Source organism: Escherichia sp. KTE159 (genome assembly GCF_000408805.1).
Taxonomy (GTDB): domain Bacteria; phylum Pseudomonadota; class Gammaproteobacteria; order Enterobacterales; family Enterobacteriaceae; genus Escherichia; species Escherichia marmotae.
Genome location: NZ_KE137292.1, coordinates 446,949 through 466,108, shown reverse-complemented (window position 1 = coordinate 466,108; position 19,160 = coordinate 446,949). Strand labels below are relative to the sequence as shown.

Sequence of the window (19,160 nt, the reverse complement as noted above, 5' to 3'; positions counted from 1 at the left end):
AATGATGCGACTATGGTTAATTCGTCATGGAGAAACGCAAGCGAATGTCGATGGTTTATATAGTGGTCATGCGCCAACGCCACTGACCGCGCGCGGTGTCGAGCAAGCGCAAAGCCTGCATACCCTGCTGCGTGATGTTCCCTTCGATATAGTTTTATGCAGTGAACTGGAACGTGCGCAGCATACCGCGCGGCTGGTTCTCAGCGATCGTCAGCTCTCCCTACACACCGTCCCTGAACTCAACGAAATGTTTTTTGGTGACTGGGAGATGCGGCACCATCGCGATTTGATGCAAGAAGATGCTGAAAATTACAGCGCGTGGTGCGATGACTGGCAGCATACCATCCCGACTAACGGTGAAGGGTTTCAGGCGTTTTCGCAACGCGTAGAGCGCTTTATCGCCGGGCTTAAGGAATATCAGCAATATAAAAATATATTAGTCGTCAGCCATCAGGGCGTGTTGAGCCTGTTAATTGCCCGTTTAATTGGCATGCCCGCCGGGGCAATGTGGCATTTTCGCATCGACCAAGGATGCTGGAGCGCCATTGATATCAACGAAACATTTGTAACCTTGCGTGTCCTCAATAGCCGTGCCATCGGGTTCGAGAGCGCATGACTTTTCTGTTTTTTTACGGGTAAGCCGCAACGACCATTGACAGCCCCGGGCAGGCTGATATTCTCCGCAGCCAGACTTTTTCCGCTAAACACGACTTTGTAGAAATTGTTTTACAAAAATGGCGATGCAATCTGCGGCGCGGGGTGGGATGATAGCCCACTTTCGAAGCCGATTCGGAGACAATTGTCCCGAAATCGCCTCTGGTTCAGGTATACTGACAGACCATTTTTATCTTTTTTGATTCACCCAGGGGGAAAACTTGCAGGGTAAAGCACTCCAGGATTTTGTTATCGACAAAATTGATGACCTCAAAGGTCAGGACATCATCGCCTTAGACGTTCAGGGCAAATCCAGCATCACCGACTGCATGATCATCTGTACGGGTACATCCAGCCGTCATGTCATGTCTATTGCCGACCATGTGGTGCAGGAGTCCCGTGCAGCGGGTCTGTTGCCGCTCGGCGTTGAAGGTGAAAACAGCGCTGACTGGATCGTCGTCGATCTGGGTGATGTGATTGTCCATGTTATGCAGGAAGAGAGCCGTCGCCTGTATGAGCTGGAAAAACTCTGGAGTTAATGTGTGAAGCTGCAACTTGTCGCCGTAGGAACGAAAATGCCGGACTGGGTACAAACCGGTTTTACCGAGTACCTGCGTCGTTTTCCAAAAGATATGCCTTTTGAGCTGATTGAAATACCGGCCGGAAAACGCGGCAAGAACGCGGACATCAAGCGCATACTCGACAAAGAGGGTGAGCAAATGCTGGCAGCCGCAGGTAAAAACCGCATTGTCACCCTCGATATTCCAGGCAAGCCCTGGGACACGCCGCAGTTAGCCGCTGAACTGGAACGCTGGAAACTCGATGGCCGCGACGTCAGCCTGCTTATTGGCGGGCCGGAAGGGTTATCGCCTGCCTGTAAAGCAGCAGCAGAACAAAGCTGGTCGCTTTCCGCGCTGACACTCCCCCATCCGCTGGTTCGCGTACTGGTCGCAGAAAGTCTGTACCGGGCGTGGAGCATCACCACCAACCATCCTTATCATCGTGAGTGATAAGAAAGCTTTGAGTAGAAAACGCAGCGGATGAAACTACAGAACTCTTTTCGCGACTATACGGCAGAGTCCGCGCTGTTTGTGCGCCGGGCGCTGGTCGCCTTTTTGGGGATTTTGCTGCTGACCGGCGTGCTTATCGCCAACCTGTATAATCTGCAAATTGTTCGTTTTACCGATTATCAGACCCGTTCTAATGAAAACCGCATCAAGCTGGTGCCTATCGCCCCCAGCCGCGGCATTATATACGACCGTAACGGCATCCCTCTGGCACTCAATCGCACTATCTATCAGATAGAGATGATGCCAGAGAAAGTCGATAACGTGCAGCAAACGCTGGATGCCCTGCGCAACGTGGTCGATCTGACCGATGACGATATTGCAGCCTTCAGAAAAGAGCGCGCACGTTCACACCGTTTTACCTCCATTCCGGTGAAAACTAATCTGACCGAAGTACAAGTTGCACGCTTTGCCGTCAATCAGTACCGTTTTCCGGGGGTGGAAGTGAAAGGCTATAAACGCCGTTACTATCCCTACGGCTCAGCACTGACGCACGTCATCGGTTACGTCTCGAAAATCAACGATAAAGATGTCGAACGCCTGAATAATGACGGCAAACTGGCCAACTATGCCGCGACGCATGACATTGGTAAGTTGGGAATTGAGCGTTATTACGAAGACGTGCTGCACGGTCAGACGGGTTATGAAGAAGTTGAAGTTAACAACCGTGGTCGCGTTATCCGCCAGTTAAAAGAAGTCCCACCGCAAGCCGGGCACGATATTTACCTGACGATTGATCTCAAACTCCAGCAGTATATTGAGACACTGCTGGCAGGCAGTCGTGCGGCTGTCGTGGTCACCGATCCGCGTACAGGTGGCGTTCTGGCGCTGGTTTCCACGCCAAGCTATGACCCGAACCTGTTTGTTGACGGCATCTCCAGCAAAGATTATTCCGCGTTGCTGAACGACCCGAACACACCGCTGGTGAACCGCGCCACGCAGGGGGTTTATCCGCCAGCCTCGACTGTTAAGCCGTATGTGGCTGTTTCTGCGCTTAGCGCGGGCGTCATTACCCGCAATACCAGCTTGTTCGACCCCGGCTGGTGGCAACTACCGGGTTCGGAAAAACGTTACCGTGACTGGAAAAAATGGGGGCATGGCCGCCTGAATGTCACGAGATCGCTGGAAGAATCTGCGGATACCTTCTTCTATCAGGTTGCCTACGATATGGGGATCGATCGCCTTTCCGAATGGATGGGTAAATTCGGTTACGGTCATTACACCGGTATCGATCTTGCTGAAGAACGTTCCGGTAACATGCCTACCCGCGAATGGAAACAGAAACGCTTTAAAAAACCGTGGTATCAGGGTGACACCATTCCGGTCGGTATCGGTCAGGGTTATTGGACTGCAACCCCTATCCAGATGAGTAAAGCACTGATGATCCTGATTAACGACGGTATCGTGAAGGTTCCACATTTGCTGATGAGCACCGCCGAAGATGGCAAACAGGTGCCGTGGGTGCCGCCACATGAACCGCCAGTTGGCGATATTCATTCAGGTTACTGGGAGCTGGCAAAAGATGGTATGTTCGGGGTTGCCAACCGCCCTAATGGCACGGCGCATAAATACTTTGCCAGCGCACCGTACAAAATTGCGGCGAAATCTGGTACGGCGCAGGTCTTCGGTCTGAAAGCGAACGAAACTTATAATGCGCACAAAATTGCCGAACGTCTGCGTGACCACAAACTGATGACCGCATTTGCACCGTATAACAATCCGCAAGTGGCTGTCGCTATGATTCTGGAAAACGGCGGCGCGGGCCCGGCGGTCGGTACGCTAATGCGCCAGATCCTCGACCACATTATGCTTGGCGATAACAACACCGATCTGCCTGCGGAAAATCCAGCGGTTACCGCAGCGGAGGACCATTAATCATGACGGATAATCCGAATAAAAAAACATTCTGGGATAAAGTCCATCTTGATCCCACAATGCTGCTGATCTTACTGGCATTGCTGGTCTACAGTGCTCTGGTAATCTGGAGCGCCAGCGGCCAGGATATCGGCATGATGGAGCGTAAAATTGGCCAAATCGCAATGGGTCTGGTCATTATGGTGGTCATGGCGCAAATCCCTCCGCGCGTCTATGAAGGCTGGGCACCCTATCTCTATATCATCTGTATTATTTTACTGGTGGCAGTAGATGCCTTTGGTGCCATATCCAAAGGCGCTCAACGCTGGCTGGATCTCGGTATCGTCCGTTTCCAGCCATCAGAAATCGCCAAAATAGCCGTACCGTTGATGGTAGCTCGTTTTATCAACCGTGACGTTTGTCCGCCATCGTTAAAAAATACCGCCATCGCGCTGGTGCTGATTTTTATGCCAACACTGCTGGTGGCAGCGCAGCCAGACCTGGGGACATCAATCCTCGTTGCGCTTTCCGGGTTGTTTGTGCTTTTCCTCTCTGGCCTTAGCTGGCGCTTGATTGGCGTTGCGGTGGTGCTGGTAGCAGCATTCATTCCAATTCTGTGGTTCTTCCTGATGCATGATTACCAGCGCCAGCGCGTAATGATGCTCCTTGACCCGGAATCAGACCCACTCGGCGCGGGCTATCACATTATTCAGTCTAAAATTGCTATTGGCTCCGGTGGATTACGCGGCAAAGGCTGGCTGCACGGCACTCAGTCACAGCTTGAATTTCTGCCCGAACGCCATACCGACTTTATCTTCGCGGTACTGGCGGAAGAACTGGGGTTAGTAGGCATTTTGATTCTGCTCGCCCTCTACATTCTGTTGATCATGCGCGGACTGTGGATAGCCGCCAGAGCGCAAACCACCTTTGGTCGCGTCATGGCTGGCGGTTTAATGCTGATATTATTCGTTTATGTCTTCGTAAATATTGGTATGGTAAGCGGTATTCTGCCGGTTGTAGGGGTTCCGCTCCCACTGGTCAGTTATGGAGGATCGGCGCTCATAGTGCTGATGGCTGGGTTTGGGATTGTTATGTCAATCCACACCCACAGGAAAATGTTGTCGAAAAGCGTGTAAGAGGTGTGCAATGCGTAAGCAGTGGCTCGGGATCTGCATCGCGGCAGGAATGCTCGCGGCATGTACAAGCGATGATGGTCAGCAACAGACGGTAAGTGTGCCGCAGCCTGCGGTATGTAACGGCCCAATAGTTGAGATTGGCGGGGCAGAACCGCGTTTCGAACCACTGAACGCGACGGCGAATCAGGATTACCAGCGCGATGGCAAAAGCTACAAAATCGTGCAGGATCCTTCTCGCTTTAGTCAGGCGGGCCTGGCTGCTATTTATGATGCCGAACCTGGCAGCAATCTGACGGCCTCAGGTGAAGCATTCGATCCGATGCAGCTAACAGCGGCGCACCCGACGTTGCCGATCCCCAGCTATGCGCGAATCACTAACCTGGCTAACGGTCGGATGATTGTGGTGCGCATTAACGATCGTGGTCCTTATGGCAATGATCGCGTAATTTCGCTTTCTCGCGCAGCAGCCGACCGTCTTAACACGTCGAACAACACCAAAGTTCGCATCGATCCCATTATTGTGGCGCAAGATGGTTCGCTGTCTGGTCCCGGTATGGCCTGCACCACCGTCGCCAAGCAAACTTACGCCCTGCCCGCACCACCTGATTTAAGCGGCGGAGCGGGAACAAGTTCAGTATCTGGCCCGCAGGGCGATATTCTTCCCGTCAGCAATTCGACGCTGAAAAGCGAAGATCCAACCGGAGCCCCGGTAACCAGCAGCGGCTTCCTCGGCGCGCCAACCACCCTGGCACCTGGCGTGCTGGAAGGCAGTGAACCGACGCCTGCACCACAGCCCGTGGTCACAGCACCGGCTACAACGTCAGCAATGGTGACACCACAAGCCGCGTCACCAGCCTCCAGCGGTAACTTTATGGTGCAAGTTGGCGCCGTTAGCGATCAGGCGCGCGCGCAACAGTATCAGCAGCAGTTAGGACAGAAGTTCGGAGTACCCGGGCGTGTGACGCAAAACGGCGCAGTCTGGCGTATTCAACTTGGCCCATTTGCCAGCAAAGCCGAAGCCAGTGCTTTGCAGCAACGTTTACAAACCGAAGCCCAATTACAGTCATTTATTACCACCGCGCAGTAGCGTAAAGCAGGCATCTGAAATGTCAATTTCTGTAAATGACATTAACAAAGTCACGCGGAAAGTCAGATGCCTGGCGGTAGTGCATTTGCTATAGTAGGGCACTTTTTTAATTCCATCACGGATGTCGTAGTTCAGACCATGAATACCATTTTTTCCGCTCGTTTCATGCAGCGCCTGGCGCTCACCACGGCTCTTTGCACAGCCTTTATCTCTGCTGCACATGCCGATGACCTGAATATCAAAACTATGATCCCGGGTGTACCGCAGATCGACGCGGAGTCCTACATCCTGATCGACTATAACTCTGGCAAAGTGCTCGCTGAGCAAAATGCAGATGTCCGCCGCGACCCTGCCAGCCTGACAAAAATGATGACCAGCTACGTTATCGGTCAGGCGATGAAAGCAGGTAAATTTAAAGAAACGGATTTAGTGACCATCGGTAACGACGCCTGGGCTACCGGTAACCCGGTGTTCAAAGGTTCTTCACTGATGTTCCTCAAACCTGGTATGCAGGTGCCGGTTTCACAGCTGATCCGCGGTATCAACCTGCAATCCGGTAACGATGCTTGTGTGGCGATGGCAGACTTTGCCGCCGGTAGTCAGGATGCTTTTGTTGGCCTGATGAACAGCTACGTTAACGCGCTGGGTCTGAAAAATACCCACTTCCAGACTGTACATGGTCTGGACGCTGACGGTCAGTACAGCTCCGCACGTGATATGGCGCTGATCGGACAGGCGTTGATTCGTGATGTGCCAAATGAATACTCTATCTATAAAGAGAAAGAGTTCACCTTTAACGGTATTCGTCAGCTCAACCGTAACGGCCTGCTGTGGGATAACAGCCTGAATGTTGACGGTATCAAAACCGGTCACACTGACAAAGCAGGTTACAATCTTGTCGCTTCCGCGACAGAAGGTCAGATGCGTCTGATCTCCGCAGTCATGGGCGGGCGCACTTTCAAAGGCCGTGAAGCCGAAAGTAAAAAACTGCTGACCTGGGGATTCCGTTTCTTCGAAACCGTTAACCCGCTGAAAGTCGGCAAAGAATTTGCCTCTGAACCGGTATGGTTTGGTAATACTGACCGCGCTTCGTTAGGTGTCGATAAAGATGTTTACCTGACTATTCCGCGTGGCCGCATGAAAGATCTGAAAGCCAGTTACGTGCTGAACAACAGCGAACTGCATGCGCCGCTGCAGAAGAATCAGGTGGTCGGCACAATTAACTTCCAGCTTGACGGCAAAACCATTGAACAGCGTCCGCTGGTAGTGTTACAGGAAATTCCGGAAGGTAACTTCTTCGGTAAAATCATTGATTACATTAAATTAATGTTCCATCACTGGTTTGGCTAAAAATTGAACACTTGAAAGTGTAATTTCCGCCCCCATATACTAAACATCAGTAAAAACTCCCGCCTTCTGGCGGGAGTTGCTATTTAATTACGTTACGCCGGAGCTGACATGAAAACCAAACTTAACGAACTGCTTGAATTCCCTACTCCGTTTACCTACAAAGTAATGGGGCAGGCGTTACCTGAGCTGGTTGATCAGGTGGTTGAAGTGGTACAGCGCCATGCGCCAGGTGACTACACCCCAACGGTAAAACCAAGCAGCAAAGGCAACTACCACTCGGTATCTATCACTATCAACGCCACTCATATCGAGCAGGTTGAAACTCTGTATGAAGAGCTGGGCAAAATCGATATTGTCCGCATGGTACTGTAATTCGTTTCTCCGTTACCCGGCCCTGGTCGGGTAACTCCCCTCCCCCCGCTGTGATATACTTTTTCTCCTCTTTTACTCATTCTCCACGGAGATGCCGTTTTGTATCAGGATAAAATTCTTGTCCGCCAGCTCGGCCTTCAGCCCTATGAGCCTATTTCACAGGCTATGCATGAATTCACCGATACCCGCGATGAAAACACCCTGGATGAGATCTGGTTGGTAGAACATCCCCCTGTATTTACTCAGGGGCAGGCGGGGAAAGCAGAACATATCTTAATGCCGGGCGATATTCCGGTGATCCAAAGCGACCGTGGCGGTCAGGTGACTTATCACGGCCCAGGTCAGCAGGTGATGTACGTTCTGTTCAATCTTAAACGCCGCAAACTGGGCGTGCGTGAGCTGGTGACCTTACTCGAACAAACGGTCGTTAATACCCTGGCTGAACTGGATATTGAAGCGCATCCTCGTGCTGATGCCCCTGGGGTCTATGTCGGGGAAAAGAAAATTTGCTCACTCGGCTTACGTATTCGTCGCGGTTGTTCATTTCACGGTCTGGCATTAAACGTCAATATGGATCTTTCTCCATTTTTACGCATTAACCCTTGTGGCTATGCGGGAATGGAAATGGCTAAAATATCGCAATGGAAACCTGATGCGACAACCGATAATGTAGCACCGCGTTTGCTGGCAAATATTTTAATGCTGCTAAACAACCCTGTCGTAGAATACATCCCTGTTTAATGGCTCTCATAAATGGCCCAACTTACACTGGGTCATTGCTTTCCCGCCCACGTTTATGTCCTCTTTAGCCGTTGCTGGCCTCTGGAGAGATAGCCCTTTCCAACATTAAATGAAGAGCAAATTGATTTTGCTGTTCATTACAAACGATTCATCCGCCCCCCCCTACTTCACGGTGAATGATTGATGTTACCGATAACGCATTTTGAAAAAAGTATTGTTACAGCCAGTTCACAGCGTAGAACGATAAAATGGCACAATCCAACAACAATTTTACATTTTCGCGACCGCTTTGGCTGCTTTCAGGTTCGTTTCAATGATATACTGCCAGTCGTTAATTCAAAAATAGTTGATAATTACAACAATCTATTGAATTGAAACGCTTTCCTTCGTAATTCGCAACTGGAACACGCACGCTATGAGTAAACCCATTGTGATGGAACGCGGTGTTAAATACCGCGATGCCGATAAGATGGCCCTTATCCCGGTTAAAAACGTGGCAACAGAGCGCGAAGCCCTGCTGCGCAAGCCGGAATGGATGAAAATCAAGCTTCCAGCGGACTCTACACGTATCCAGGGCATCAAAGCCGCAATGCGCAAAAATGGCCTGCATTCTGTCTGCGAGGAAGCCTCCTGCCCTAACCTGGCGGAGTGCTTCAACCACGGTACAGCAACGTTTATGATCCTCGGCGCTATTTGTACCCGCCGTTGCCCTTTCTGTGACGTTGCCCACGGTCGCCCGGTAGCTCCGGATGCCAATGAGCCGGTGAAACTGGCGCAGACCATTGCCGATATGGCACTGCGCTATGTGGTTATCACTTCCGTTGACCGCGATGACCTGCGCGATGGCGGTGCTCAGCATTTTGCAGATTGCATTACTGCCATCCGGGAAAAAAGCCCGGAAATCAAAATTGAAACTCTGGTGCCGGATTTCCGTGGTCGTATGGATCGCGCGCTGGATATTCTGACCGCCACACCGCCAGACGTGTTCAACCATAACCTGGAAAACGTACCACGTATTTACCGTCAGGTACGCCCGGGTGCAGATTACAACTGGTCGCTGAAACTGCTGGAACGCTTTAAAGAAGCGCATCCGGAAATCCCGACCAAATCTGGTCTGATGGTCGGTCTGGGTGAAACCAATGAAGAAATTATTGAAGTAATGCGCGATCTGCGTCGTCATGGCGTGACCATGTTAACGCTGGGGCAATATTTGCAGCCAAGCCGCCATCACCTGCCGGTTCAACGTTACGTTAGCCCGGATGAGTTCGACGAAATGAAAGCCGAAGCGCTGGCGATGGGCTTTACCCATGCTGCATGCGGTCCGTTTGTCCGCTCTTCTTACCACGCCGACTTGCAGGCGAAAGGGATGGAAGTTAAGTAATTCTGTAATAATTACTTACATCTGTCTGATAAAAAACCCGCTATCTGAAGCGGGTTTTTTTATCGAACAAGATATTGAGGGAGCGTCCTGCTCGCCACGTCACTCTTTATGAGAGAGCTTTTCAGCCTGAAGATCAACATCTGCGCTTTTCTTCGCCGCAGCATCGTCGTCATTCATCGCTTTCTTGAATCCCTTAATGGCCGCTCCAAGGTCTCCGCCCAGCGTACGTAACTTCTTAGTCCCAAACAGCAGAACGACCAGTGCCGCAACTACCAGCAGTTTGGTAATACTAATCTCACCCATAGATACCTTCTTGACATAAAACAGGCAGCAGAACGCGCCTTAAAAACCAGAGAATATTAACGGTCATTCGACGCGCGCACACAATAGCAATCTGTAACAAGGTGAATCAAGCACCGAGTAAAAAAACATCATAATAATTGCGGCGGCGCAAACCGTCGGTTGTTTAAGACGGGGAGTTGCGCGCGCACCTGACGCACACGTTCGGGCGTCACTTCCGCCATAATGAGTGCAGGCATTTCAGCCGCTGCGGCAATAGTGACACCAAAAGGATCAATGATACGGCTTTGCCCGATGTTTTTGTTACCACACTCCCCCGCCGCCACCATATAACAGGTGGTATCCAGAGCACGAGCGGTGAGTAAGGTTGACCAGTGATGCTCTTTCAGCGGTCCGCGAACCCAGGCAGCGGGAAGTACAAGGATTTCTGCTCCCTGTAAAGCCTGTGCCAACGCCAGCTCCGGGAAACGCAAATCATAGCAAGTCATCAGACCGACTTTCATCCCCTCCATGTCCAGCAGTGGAGCAACCATATCCCCGGCATCCACGTGACGCGATTCCTGAATGGAGAACGCATCATAAAGATGCAGTTTGGCATAACGTGCGATGATTTTTCCCGCCTGGAGGGCCACCAGCATATTCCACGCGCGCCCCGGCGTTGAAGGAACATGAATCGTCAGAATCGTCGTCATCATGTTACGTTTACTTTCTCGCAGTAAACGTCCGAGAAATTCACCTTCCAGCAACTGTGCTGATTTAACAGACAGATCGGGATCATGATCGTCTCGTGCCAGCAGGGCTTCCGGCAGGACAAACAAAGAGACATCGCTTTCCGCCGCCTGCGCCATCAACGAGGCGCAAATTTCAGCGTTCTTTTCCCATACAGATGTAACAGCAAACTGTCCTGCGGCAACCAGCATTACTACCTCCTGTCAGAGTCGTAAAATTCGCCAACGACGATTATTCGGCGTTACACTTATCACTCATACAAATCAAATAGCAGGATTTTGCAGTGTTACAACTCCTTTTAGCAGTTTTTATTGGCGGTGGTACGGGAAGCGTGGCGAGATGGCTGTTAAGTATGCGGTTTAACCCGCTGCATCAGGCTATTCCGTTGGGGACGCTGGCAGCAAACCTGATTGGGGCATTCATCATTGGAATGGGATTTGCCTGGTTTAGCCGGATGACGAACATTGATCCCGTGTGGAAAGTGCTAATCACTACCGGGTTTTGTGGCGGGCTGACGACTTTCTCTACATTTTCAGCAGAAGTGGTGTTTTTGTTGCAAGAAGGACGCTTTGGCTGGGCGTTACTGAACGTCTTCGTTAACCTGTTAGGTTCATTTGCCATGACCGCGCTGGCTTTCTGGCTTTTTTCGGCGTCAACAGCACATTAAAGGCAAAAAAAACCCGCTGATTAAGCGGGTTTTGAATTCTTGCTGACGTATCTTACAGAGCGATTACGTTTGCAGCAGAAGGGCCTTTGGCACCGTTAGTGATTTCGAACTCTACGCGCTGACCTTCAGCAAGAGTTTTAAAACCATTAGTCTGGATTGCAGAGAAGTGTACAAACACGTCTTTGCTGCCGTCTTCCGGAGTAATGAAACCGAATCCTTTGGACTCATTAAACCACTTAACGTTACCTTTAATCTTAGACATCAAAATTACCTTTACATGAAAAATAGACACAAATGCTGTGTCGGTTACCAGTACACCAATTGTGGTACGCTTTGTCCAGTGCAACTTTGCTAAAAAGTGATAAAAGTCGCGTTATTTTTGATGCTCCTTGCCTTACATTATGTTTTTTAAGGCTTTTATAAAACCGCAACTTGTCTAAAACTGAAACCGCATCCAGGCAAAGTAAACATTGCCATTGTTGTAGATACCAGGGATGTAAGTCATCTGAAAGATAGCCAGCGGCTTTCACGGCCCTATCCAGCAACAGGCTCCCATTTATTCCACGAATCCTCAAATGTCATCACGTACAAACCGTGCCAGTTGCCTTTCTCATCCCAACGCGACTAACCGAAACCGCCGCCCCACGTTTTTAGTTATAGCGATCAGCTTTTTCTTTATCGTAAGCGAAACGTGCATGCCTGGTGATGGCAGGAATATACAAATCATATGTTCTGGCTGCCGTCAGGTTGCTGCGACATTCTCTCTAAATGCCGTAATCCATTGTTCTGTACAGACAGAAATCTCATCACGCTGATTAACTTAATAAAAACAAAGGGAATTACGGTAATACATTCACTTATATCCATTAGTGACTATAAAATATTTATCAAAAATTCACTTCCAGCATAGCTGGACTAAAATGAACATAACCGTATTAACACCTACATAAAGAATACTATTAATATTTTATAGGCTTACACAAATAAATATCACCAAATTATTCTGGAGACTTAAGCAATATTTCCTTCCAAATGACAACTTAAGCAAAAAAAATCTTCCCCGACATAGACAGCAATAAACAAAAGAAAAAATCTCTTGCTTTTTAATCAGATGCAATGACAAGCTAACAAATAAATATCACTAACACTACCAGCGCGCACACATGAGCGCATATTTTTTAAACAAGTAAAGAAACCACTATCGCGCAATTTAACAAAATCACATCATTAACTTATCAATTAATACACATTATCACACTGGTAATTACCAACTATAAAAATTCATTTTGTTATTCATGTATAAAAAACAACAACATCAATGTATTAATGGTCGCTTTTCTTGATTTTAATCAGCATTCACCACCCATTTGTTCGGCATATTTTTCACTAGTTTTAGGAATTTGTTATTATTTATCTTGGAGTCTGGAAACAGGAAAAATTATGCTGACAGTTATTGAGCTCCTTATTGGAGTTGTAGTTATTGTGGGTGTAGCTCGCTACATCATTAAAGGGTATTCCGCCACCGGGGTGTTATTTGCAGGCGGTCTGTTATTACTGATAATCAGTGCCATTATGGGGCACAAAGTTTTACCATCCAGCCAGACTTCAACGGGCTATAGCGCCACGGATATCGTTGAATACATTAAAATATTACTGATGAGTCGCGGTGGCGACCTCGGCATGATGATCATGATGCTGTGTGGCTTTGCCGCTTACATGACCCATATCGGCGCAAACGATATGGTCGTCAAACTGGCGTCAAAACCATTGCAGTACATTAACTCCCCTTACCTGCTGATGATTGCCGCCTATTTTGTTGCCTGTCTGATGTCACTGGCAGTTTCCTCCGCAACCGGCCTGGGCGTTTTACTGATGGCAACGCTGTTCCCGGTCATGGTGAACGTTGGTATCAGTCGCGGCGCGGCGGCTGCCATTTGTGCCTCACCTGCGGCGATTATTCTCGCGCCGACTTCAGGTGATGTGGTACTGGCGGCGCAGGCTTCCGAAATGCCGTTAATTGACTTCGCCTTCAAAACGACACTGCCAATCTCAATTGCTGCAATTATCGGCATGGCGATTGCCCACTTTTTCTGGCAGCGCTATCTGGACAACAAAGAGCACATTTCCCATGAAATGTTAGATGTCAGCGAAATCACGACCACCGCTCCTGCGTTTTACGCCATTCTGCCGTTCACCCCAATCATTGGCGTGCTGTTTTTTGACGGCAAATGGGGGCCGCAATTGCACATCATCACCATTCTGGTGATATGTATGCTAATTGCCTCCATTCTGGAATTTATTCGCAGCTTTAATACGCAAAAAGTCTTTTCTGGCCTGGAAGTGGCTTATCGTGGCATGGCTGATGCCTTCGCTAACGTGGTAATGCTATTAGTTGCCGCCGGTGTTTTTGCCCAGGGCCTTAGCACCATTGGCTTTATCCAGAGCCTGATCTCAATCGCTACCTCATTCGGTTCAGCGAGCATTATCCTCATGCTGGTGCTGGTTATCCTGACGATGCTGGCGGCGGTGACTACTGGTTCCGGCAATGCGCCGTTCTATGCATTCGTTGAGATGATCCCGAAACTGGCGCACTCTTCCGGAATTAACCCGGCATACCTGACAATTCCGATGCTACAAGCATCAAACCTGGGTCGTACACTTTCGCCAGTCTCTGGCGTGGTGGTTGCGGTTGCCGGAATGGCGAAAATTTCACCTTTTGAAGTGGTAAAACGCACCTCGGTGCCGGTGCTTGTTGGGCTGGTAATTGTCATCGTGGCCACGGAGTTGATGGTCCCCGGTACAACCGCCGCCGTTACTGGTAAGTAATTCTCTGGCCGGAGGCGTGCTTCCTCCGGCACTCTCTTCACCCACTGTGGTAAATACGCTGCGGTCTGCCGACTTTGCCGTGAACAATCTCGGCAATAACCAGATGGCGGCTGGCACAATATTCGAGATAACGTCTGGCGGTAGTGCGGCTGATGGTCAATGCCTGTGCTACCGTCTCCGCCGTATGTTGCACATCCGGCTCTTTGAAAAGTTTCCGCACTGCATTCAGTGTCAACGCATCAATACCGGTCGGAAGATCGTCCTTCGGTTCCCCGCGAGCATAAGCATTAAACATCTCATCAATTTGCTTTTGACTGGCACTATCAATACTTTCCAGCATATGTTTACGCTGGCGAAAGCGGGTCAATGTCTGCCCCAGACGCTCATAAGCAATTGGCTTGATCAGATAATCAAACACACCGCAGCGTACTGCTTCAGACACCGTTTCCATATCGCTGGCAGCAGTAGTAAACACCACATCGCCGGGATAATGCGCCTGCACCAGCTCATGCAGCAAATTAATACCTCTACCGTCAGGGAGATAGTTATCCAGCAAGATAAGCCCCGGCTTAAAACGCTCGATCATCATTCGGGCCTGCGCCAGGTTTCCCGCCAGCAATATCTGACTGAATCCAGGGATGTGACGAATATATTCCGCATGCATCTCTGCCAGCGGCGTCTCGTCCTCAACGATCAATAGAGTTAATGGAGCTGTCATTAGGTTTCACTTTCGGAATATAGATTGAAAATAAAGTACCGCAGGGATCATTATCTTCGAGAGTGATAACTCCCCCGCAGCGCGTTACATAGCTGGCAATAAGATACAACCCAATGCCATGCTCACCGGGTTCATCAGCACGCGTACTGACGCCCTGCTCAAATATTTTGTCACGCAGAGACTCTGGGACGCCGCAACCCTGATCGGCCACTTCAATCACCACATCATCGCCTTCGTCGCTCAGATATAATTCGACGATCTTATTCCCTTTATCGTTGCGCAGACTGGCTTCGAAGGCATTGTCGAGTAAGTTGCCCACAATCGCCGCAAACTCAGTGCTGTCCAGCCCTGGCGGCAGTTGGGAAAGCTGGCTGCCGGGGACGATTGTCATTTTTAGCCCCAGTTCACGAGCGCGCTGCACTTTACCAAACAGCAACCCCGCCACCTGGCGATCGACAAATGCCTCGCGCAGGCTGTCAATAAGCTGTTGCTGGGCCTGAGACTCTCCCTGAACCATCGCCAGCACGCGATCATACTCTTTCATTTGCAACAGACCATTGAGCGTAGACATCCAATTGAGATGTTCATGACGCAATGTGCGCAGGCTTTCGACGTATTGTTTAATTTGCGTCAGTTGCGCATTAAGGGTGGATATTTCGTCTTTACTACGAAAGCTGATTATTGCCCCCAGCAAATCATCACCAGAACGAATAGCTTCCCGATTAGCAATGACGCTCAGGCCGTTAAAATTTGTCACCACATCCTGGCGTTTTTCATCAATCTGCTCGATGAAGAAATCGGCGGGCCTGACCACTTCAGCAATGGGTCTGCCCAGCCACTGCCGTCCGGGGGAACTCAGCCCCAGCATCTTTCTTGCATTACGGTTGATGGCGGTAATGTAACCGTGTGGATCCACCGCAATCAGTCCTTCATAAACAGAACTAAATAGCGCCTCTTGCTGACGAACCACGCGCGCAATTTGCTTCGGTTCCATCCCCATCATCTGGCGGCGAATATGCGCGGCTAAGAACCACGACAACAGCATCAGAATGCCCAACAGCACGACAAACACGCCTGCCATCGGTAATAAAAATTCGGCGCGCCAGCTATCGATTTTACTGACCAGATAACCCACCGACACCACGCCGATGACGTTGTCATCATCATCAAAGATCGGTGTTTTGGCGCGCATCGCCATACCTATCGACCCTTTACCCGTAATGAAGTAACTCTCTCCTTTCTCCAGTGCGCCGGGTTTGGTGAATTGCATAGGATGACCAATTTTCTCCGGATTAGGATGGTAAAGGCGGATCGAGTCGCGGTCGCCAATCACCACATAATCGAAATCAGTATCTCTTTGTAATTTGTTGGCAATGGTCGCCAGTCGTTTGTAGTCACGCGTTTTAACCGCCGTGATGATGCTGTCATTGGAGGCAATAATTTTTGCCTGATTCATTGCCATGTCACGCACATGGAGCGTTAAATAGTCCTCGAAACTGGCCGTAAAATATTGCGCCAGTGCTGCGATGACAAATATTGAGAACACCAGAATCAGCAGGAAGATACGCAGCGGAAATGCCAGTCGTTGGAAAAAAGCAAACTGTTTATTCTCATTAAACTGCAACATTGTTTTCCTTGCGGGGTAAACCCTGTTTTTGGTGAATGTAATTAAAATGTTGAATCTTGACAGATAAAAATAAAATATAATCGTGGCAAAATTCATTCATTAAATCAATTAAACAACTTAAAACCACGCGCCAATTCGCAATTACATTAATTAAAAAACTTAAAACCATTAAATAAATAAAAAACCACTAACTCTATGTGAAATAAATCAAAATTTCTCACTGCAATACTCCTTAGGATGTATAGCAAAAGGAGAAACAGATATACCTCACTCGCAGCCCTTTCTCCCAACTGAAAATAAATGATTACCAACTTGCAACATTCATTGCAAATTGATAACAACACATACCTTCAGGATACGACTTATTATGTTCGGCAATGATATTTTCACCCGGGTAAAACGTTCAGAAAATAAAAAAATGGCGGAAATCGCGCAATTTCTACATGAAAATGATTTGAGCGTTGACACAACAGTCGAAGTATTTATTACCGTAACCCGCAATGAAAAACTTATCGCTTGCGGTGGAATTGCCGGAAATATTATTAAGTGCGTGGCTATCAGTGAATCTGTTCGCGGTGAAGGACTGGCGCTGACATTAGCCACCGAACTAATAAACCTCGCCTATGAACGGCACTGCACACATCTGTTTATTTATACCAAAACCGAATACGAAGCGCTGTTCCGCCAGTGCGGTTTCTCCACGCTGACCAGCGTACCAGGCGTGATGGTACTGATGGAAAACAGTGCCACGCGGCTGAAACGCTATGCTGAATCGCTGAAAAAATTTCGTCATGAAGGGAAGAAGATTGGCTGCATAGTGATGAACGCCAATCCCTTTACCAACGGCCACCGTTATCTGATTCAACAAGCCGCAGCACAGTGCGACTGGCTGCATCTATTTTTAGTCAAAGAAGATTCTTCGCGCTTTCCCTATGAAGACCGGCTGGATTTGGTGTTGAAAGGCACCGCTGATATTCCGCGCCTGACAGTGCATCGCGGTTCCGAGTACATCATTTCCCGCGCCACGTTCCCTTGCTACTTCATTAAAGAACAGAGCGTCATTAACCATTGTTACACCGAAATTGATCTGAAGATTTTCCGTCAGTACCTCGCTCCTGCGCTTGGCGTAACCCACCGCTTTGTCGGTACTGAACCGTATTGTCGCGTGACCGCCCAGTACAACCAGGATATGCGCTACTGGCTGGAAACACCGACTATCTCAGCACCGCCCATCGAACTGGTTGAAATTGAGCGACTGCGTTACCAGGAGATGCCGATATCCGCTTCACGGGTGCGCCAACTACTGGTGAAAAACGATCTCACGGCTATCGCGCCGCTGGTTCCGGCAGCCACGCTGCATTACTTGCAGAATCTGCTTGAACACTCCCGCCACGACGCGGCAGTTCGTCAAAAGACCCCCGCATAAAAAACAGGTGAAAAATGAAAATAAACCAGCCCGCCGTTGCAGGCACCCTAGAGTCTGGGGATGTGATGATACGCATCGCCCCACTCGATACGCAGGATATCGACCTGCAAATCAACAGCAGCGTTGAGAAACAGTTTGGCGATGCAATTCGTAGCACCATTCTGGACGTTCTTGCCCGCTATAACGTGCGCGGCGTACAGCTAAATGTCGATGACAAAGGCGCACTGGACTGCATTTTACGTGCACGACTGGAAGCTCTGCTGGCGCGCGCCAGCGGTATCCCGGCTCTGCCATGGGAGGATTGCCAATGATTTCCGCTTCGTTGCAACAACGTAAAACCCGCACCCGCCGCAGCATGTTGTTCGTACCTGGCGCTAATGCCGCGATGGTCAGCAACTCTTTCATCTACCCGGCTGATGCCCTGATGTTCGATCTCGAAGACTCCGTGGCACTGCGCGAAAAAGACACCGCTCGCCGCATGGTCTACCACGCGCTGCAACACCCACTGTATCGCGATATCGAAACCATCGTGCGTGTTAACGCGCTGGATTCTGAATGGGGCGTTAACGACCTGGAAGCTGTCGTTCGCGGCGGCGCAGACGTTGTACGTCTGCCGAAAACCGATACCGCTCAGGACGTTCTGGATATCGAGAAAGAAATCCTGCGCATTGAAAAAGCCTGCGGTCGTGAACCGGGTAGTACCGGTCTGCTGGCAGCGATTGAATCTCCGCTGGGCATTACCCGCGCGGTAGAAATCGCTCACGCTTCCGAGCGCTTAATCGGTATCGCGCTGGGCGCAGAGGACTATGTGCGCAACCTGCGTACAGAACGCTCCCCGGAAGGAACTGAGCTGTTGTTTGCTCGCTGCTCCATTTTGCAGGCCGCGCGCTCTGCCGGTATTCAGGCGTTTGACACCGTCTATTCCGACGCCAACAACGAAGCCGGATTCCTGCAAGAAGCTGCCCACATCAAGCAACTGGGCTTTGATGGCAAATCGCTGATCAACCCGCGTCAGATTGATCTGCTGCACAACCTCTACGCACCAACCCAGAAAGAAGTGGATCACGCACGCCGCGTCGTAGAAGCCGCTGAAGCCGCTGCTCGCGAAGGCCTCGGTGTGGTTTCTCTGAACGGCAAGATGGTTGACGGTCCGGTTATCGATCGCGCCCGTCTGGTGCTCTCCCGCGCAGAACTTTCCGGCATCCGCGAAGAATAAGGCAATCAA

At 49.8% G+C, this 19,160-nt stretch carries 20 protein-coding genes and 2 pseudogenes; 16 read left to right on the top strand and 6 right to left on the bottom strand.

The window, feature by feature from the left end:
* Positions 1 to 4: 4 nt before the first annotated feature.
* From A31E_RS19165 to lipA, 11 genes and pseudogenes are all read left to right on the top strand, one after another.
* Positions 5 to 616 carry an adenosylcobalamin/alpha-ribazole phosphatase gene (locus A31E_RS19165; RefSeq protein WP_016248457.1) on the top strand — a complete coding sequence of 204 codons (612 nt, stop codon included), beginning with the start codon at positions 5 to 7 and terminating at the stop codon, positions 614 to 616.
* A 259-nt stretch (positions 617 to 875) separates the two neighbouring features.
* Complete coding sequence (gene rsfS / locus A31E_RS19170) at positions 876 to 1,193, top strand: ribosome silencing factor (RefSeq protein ID WP_001161664.1); 318 nt, start codon at positions 876 to 878, stop codon at positions 1,191 to 1,193.
* Between the two features lie 3 nt (positions 1,194 to 1,196).
* Positions 1,197 to 1,664 carry a 23S rRNA (pseudouridine(1915)-N(3))-methyltransferase RlmH gene (rlmH, locus tag A31E_RS19175; RefSeq protein ID WP_000776104.1) on the top strand — a complete coding sequence of 156 codons (468 nt, stop codon included), beginning with the start codon at positions 1,197 to 1,199 and terminating at the stop codon, positions 1,662 to 1,664.
* 30 nt (positions 1,665 to 1,694) lie between these two features.
* Entirely contained in the window at positions 1,695 to 3,596 is a 1,902-nt protein-coding gene (mrdA, locus tag A31E_RS19180; protein WP_000776176.1) for a peptidoglycan DD-transpeptidase MrdA, read from the top strand.
* Positions 3,597 to 3,598: 2 nt separating this feature from the next.
* Complete coding sequence (gene mrdB / locus A31E_RS19185; protein ID WP_000131717.1) at positions 3,599 to 4,711, top strand: peptidoglycan glycosyltransferase MrdB; 1,113 nt, start codon at positions 3,599 to 3,601, stop codon at positions 4,709 to 4,711.
* A 10-nt stretch (positions 4,712 to 4,721) separates the two neighbouring features.
* Positions 4,722 to 5,798 carry an endolytic peptidoglycan transglycosylase RlpA gene (gene rlpA / locus A31E_RS19190; protein ID WP_001231396.1) on the top strand — a complete coding sequence of 359 codons (1,077 nt, stop codon included), beginning with the start codon at positions 4,722 to 4,724 and terminating at the stop codon, positions 5,796 to 5,798.
* Positions 5,799 to 5,936: 138 nt separating this feature from the next.
* On the top strand, positions 5,937 to 7,148 hold the full coding sequence (gene dacA / locus A31E_RS19195; RefSeq protein ID WP_010380725.1) for a D-alanyl-D-alanine carboxypeptidase DacA: 1,212 nt from the start codon (positions 5,937 to 5,939) through the stop codon (positions 7,146 to 7,148).
* Between the two features lie 108 nt (positions 7,149 to 7,256).
* Positions 7,257 to 7,520 (top strand): DUF493 family protein YbeD, encoded by a 264-nt coding sequence (ybeD, locus tag A31E_RS19200; RefSeq protein ID WP_000850550.1) that lies wholly within the window; start codon positions 7,257 to 7,259, stop codon positions 7,518 to 7,520.
* Positions 7,521 to 7,619: 99 nt separating this feature from the next.
* Positions 7,620 to 8,261 carry a lipoyl(octanoyl) transferase LipB gene (gene lipB, locus A31E_RS19205; protein WP_000284037.1) on the top strand — a complete coding sequence of 214 codons (642 nt, stop codon included), beginning with the start codon at positions 7,620 to 7,622 and terminating at the stop codon, positions 8,259 to 8,261.
* A 42-nt stretch (positions 8,262 to 8,303) separates the two neighbouring features.
* Positions 8,304 to 8,467 (top strand): annotated as a pseudogene (locus A31E_RS26365) (LysR family transcriptional regulator); the annotation flags it as partial.
* A 209-nt stretch (positions 8,468 to 8,676) separates the two neighbouring features.
* Positions 8,677 to 9,642 (top strand): lipoyl synthase, encoded by a 966-nt coding sequence (gene lipA, locus A31E_RS19210; protein ID WP_000042625.1) that lies wholly within the window; start codon positions 8,677 to 8,679, stop codon positions 9,640 to 9,642.
* Positions 9,643 to 9,741: 99 nt separating this feature from the next.
* Here lipA and tatE read toward each other — a convergent pair whose 3' ends face one another.
* Complete coding sequence (gene tatE / locus A31E_RS19215; RefSeq protein ID WP_000503933.1) at positions 9,742 to 9,945, bottom strand: twin-arginine translocase subunit TatE; 204 nt, start codon at positions 9,943 to 9,945, stop codon at positions 9,742 to 9,744.
* Positions 9,946 to 10,073: 128 nt separating this feature from the next.
* A complete protein-coding gene (locus A31E_RS19220; RefSeq protein WP_016248456.1) occupies positions 10,074 to 10,862 on the bottom strand; it encodes a deaminated glutathione amidase in 789 nt (262 codons plus the stop codon).
* Positions 10,863 to 10,954: 92 nt separating this feature from the next.
* Between A31E_RS19220 and crcB the strand changes: the two genes are divergently transcribed.
* Positions 10,955 to 11,338, top strand: a complete 384-nt coding sequence (gene crcB, locus A31E_RS19225) for a fluoride efflux transporter CrcB (protein WP_000939738.1) — start codon at positions 10,955 to 10,957, stop codon at positions 11,336 to 11,338.
* 52 nt (positions 11,339 to 11,390) lie between these two features.
* Here crcB and cspE read toward each other — a convergent pair whose 3' ends face one another.
* Positions 11,391 to 11,600, bottom strand: coding sequence for a transcription antiterminator/RNA stability regulator CspE (gene cspE, locus A31E_RS19230; protein ID WP_000034825.1), 210 nt, complete (start codon positions 11,598 to 11,600; stop codon positions 11,391 to 11,393).
* A 174-nt stretch (positions 11,601 to 11,774) separates the two neighbouring features.
* Positions 11,775 to 12,205, bottom strand: a pseudogene (pagP, locus tag A31E_RS25625) (lipid IV(A) palmitoyltransferase PagP).
* Between the two features lie 573 nt (positions 12,206 to 12,778).
* On the opposite strand from pagP, the gene dcuC reads away from it, so the two are divergent.
* Positions 12,779 to 14,164, top strand: a complete 1,386-nt coding sequence (gene dcuC, locus A31E_RS19235; protein ID WP_000958609.1) for an anaerobic C4-dicarboxylate transporter DcuC — start codon at positions 12,779 to 12,781, stop codon at positions 14,162 to 14,164.
* A 37-nt stretch (positions 14,165 to 14,201) separates the two neighbouring features.
* Here dcuC and dpiA read toward each other — a convergent pair whose 3' ends face one another.
* The gene (gene dpiA, locus A31E_RS19240) at positions 14,202 to 14,882 is read right to left on the bottom strand and encodes a two-component response regulator DpiA (RefSeq protein ID WP_000126491.1); all 681 of its coding nucleotides are present in this window, start codon (positions 14,880 to 14,882) and stop codon (positions 14,202 to 14,204) included.
* Positions 14,851 to 16,509 (bottom strand): sensor histidine kinase DpiB, encoded by a 1,659-nt coding sequence (dpiB, locus tag A31E_RS19245; protein WP_000938914.1) that lies wholly within the window; start codon positions 16,507 to 16,509, stop codon positions 14,851 to 14,853. Before dpiB ends, dpiA begins: the two co-directional genes overlap by 32 nt.
* A 367-nt stretch (positions 16,510 to 16,876) precedes the next feature.
* Between dpiB and citC the strand changes: the two genes are divergently transcribed.
* Genes citC through citE form a run of 3 tightly spaced genes read left to right on the top strand, consistent with a single transcriptional unit; the run spans position 16,877 to position 19,151 of the window.
* Entirely contained in the window at positions 16,877 to 17,935 is a 1,059-nt protein-coding gene (gene citC / locus A31E_RS19250) for a [citrate (pro-3S)-lyase] ligase (RefSeq protein ID WP_000467718.1), read from the top strand.
* Positions 17,936 to 17,949: 14 nt separating this feature from the next.
* On the top strand, positions 17,950 to 18,246 hold the full coding sequence (citD, locus tag A31E_RS19255; protein WP_000700699.1) for a citrate lyase acyl carrier protein: 297 nt from the start codon (positions 17,950 to 17,952) through the stop codon (positions 18,244 to 18,246).
* A complete protein-coding gene (gene citE, locus A31E_RS19260) occupies positions 18,243 to 19,151 on the top strand; it encodes a citrate (pro-3S)-lyase subunit beta (protein WP_000622357.1) in 909 nt (302 codons plus the stop codon). Before citD ends, citE begins: the two co-directional genes overlap by 4 nt.
* Positions 19,152 to 19,160 lie beyond the last annotated feature (9 nt).

Bases quoted from the DNA above. Each gene is read 5' to 3' on its own strand.
- A31E_RS19165 (WP_016248457.1), top strand. From the start codon at position 5: ATGCGACTATGGTTAATTCGTCATGGAGAAACGCAAGCGAATGTCGAT.
- mrdA (WP_000776176.1), top strand. From the start codon at position 1,695: ATGAAACTACAGAACTCTTTTCGCGACTATACGGCAGAGTCCGCGCTG.
- mrdB (WP_000131717.1), top strand. From the start codon at position 3,599: ATGACGGATAATCCGAATAAAAAAACATTCTGGGATAAAGTCCATCTT.
- rlpA (WP_001231396.1), top strand. From the start codon at position 4,722: ATGCGTAAGCAGTGGCTCGGGATCTGCATCGCGGCAGGAATGCTCGCG.
- dacA (WP_010380725.1), top strand. From the start codon at position 5,937: ATGAATACCATTTTTTCCGCTCGTTTCATGCAGCGCCTGGCGCTCACC.
- ybeD (WP_000850550.1), top strand. From the start codon at position 7,257: ATGAAAACCAAACTTAACGAACTGCTTGAATTCCCTACTCCGTTTACC.
- lipA (WP_000042625.1), top strand. From the start codon at position 8,677: ATGAGTAAACCCATTGTGATGGAACGCGGTGTTAAATACCGCGATGCC.
- tatE (WP_000503933.1), bottom strand. From the start codon at position 9,945: ATGGGTGAGATTAGTATTACCAAACTGCTGGTAGTTGCGGCACTGGTC.
- A31E_RS19220 (WP_016248456.1), bottom strand. From the start codon at position 10,862: ATGCTGGTTGCCGCAGGACAGTTTGCTGTTACATCTGTATGGGAAAAG.
- cspE (WP_000034825.1), bottom strand. From the start codon at position 11,600: ATGTCTAAGATTAAAGGTAACGTTAAGTGGTTTAATGAGTCCAAAGGA.
- dcuC (WP_000958609.1), top strand. From the start codon at position 12,779: ATGCTGACAGTTATTGAGCTCCTTATTGGAGTTGTAGTTATTGTGGGT.
- dpiA (WP_000126491.1), bottom strand. From the start codon at position 14,882: ATGACAGCTCCATTAACTCTATTGATCGTTGAGGACGAGACGCCGCTG.
- dpiB (WP_000938914.1), bottom strand. From the start codon at position 16,509: ATGTTGCAGTTTAATGAGAATAAACAGTTTGCTTTTTTCCAACGACTG.
- citC (WP_000467718.1), top strand. From the start codon at position 16,877: ATGTTCGGCAATGATATTTTCACCCGGGTAAAACGTTCAGAAAATAAA.
- citD (WP_000700699.1), top strand. From the start codon at position 17,950: ATGAAAATAAACCAGCCCGCCGTTGCAGGCACCCTAGAGTCTGGGGAT.
- citE (WP_000622357.1), top strand. From the start codon at position 18,243: ATGATTTCCGCTTCGTTGCAACAACGTAAAACCCGCACCCGCCGCAGC.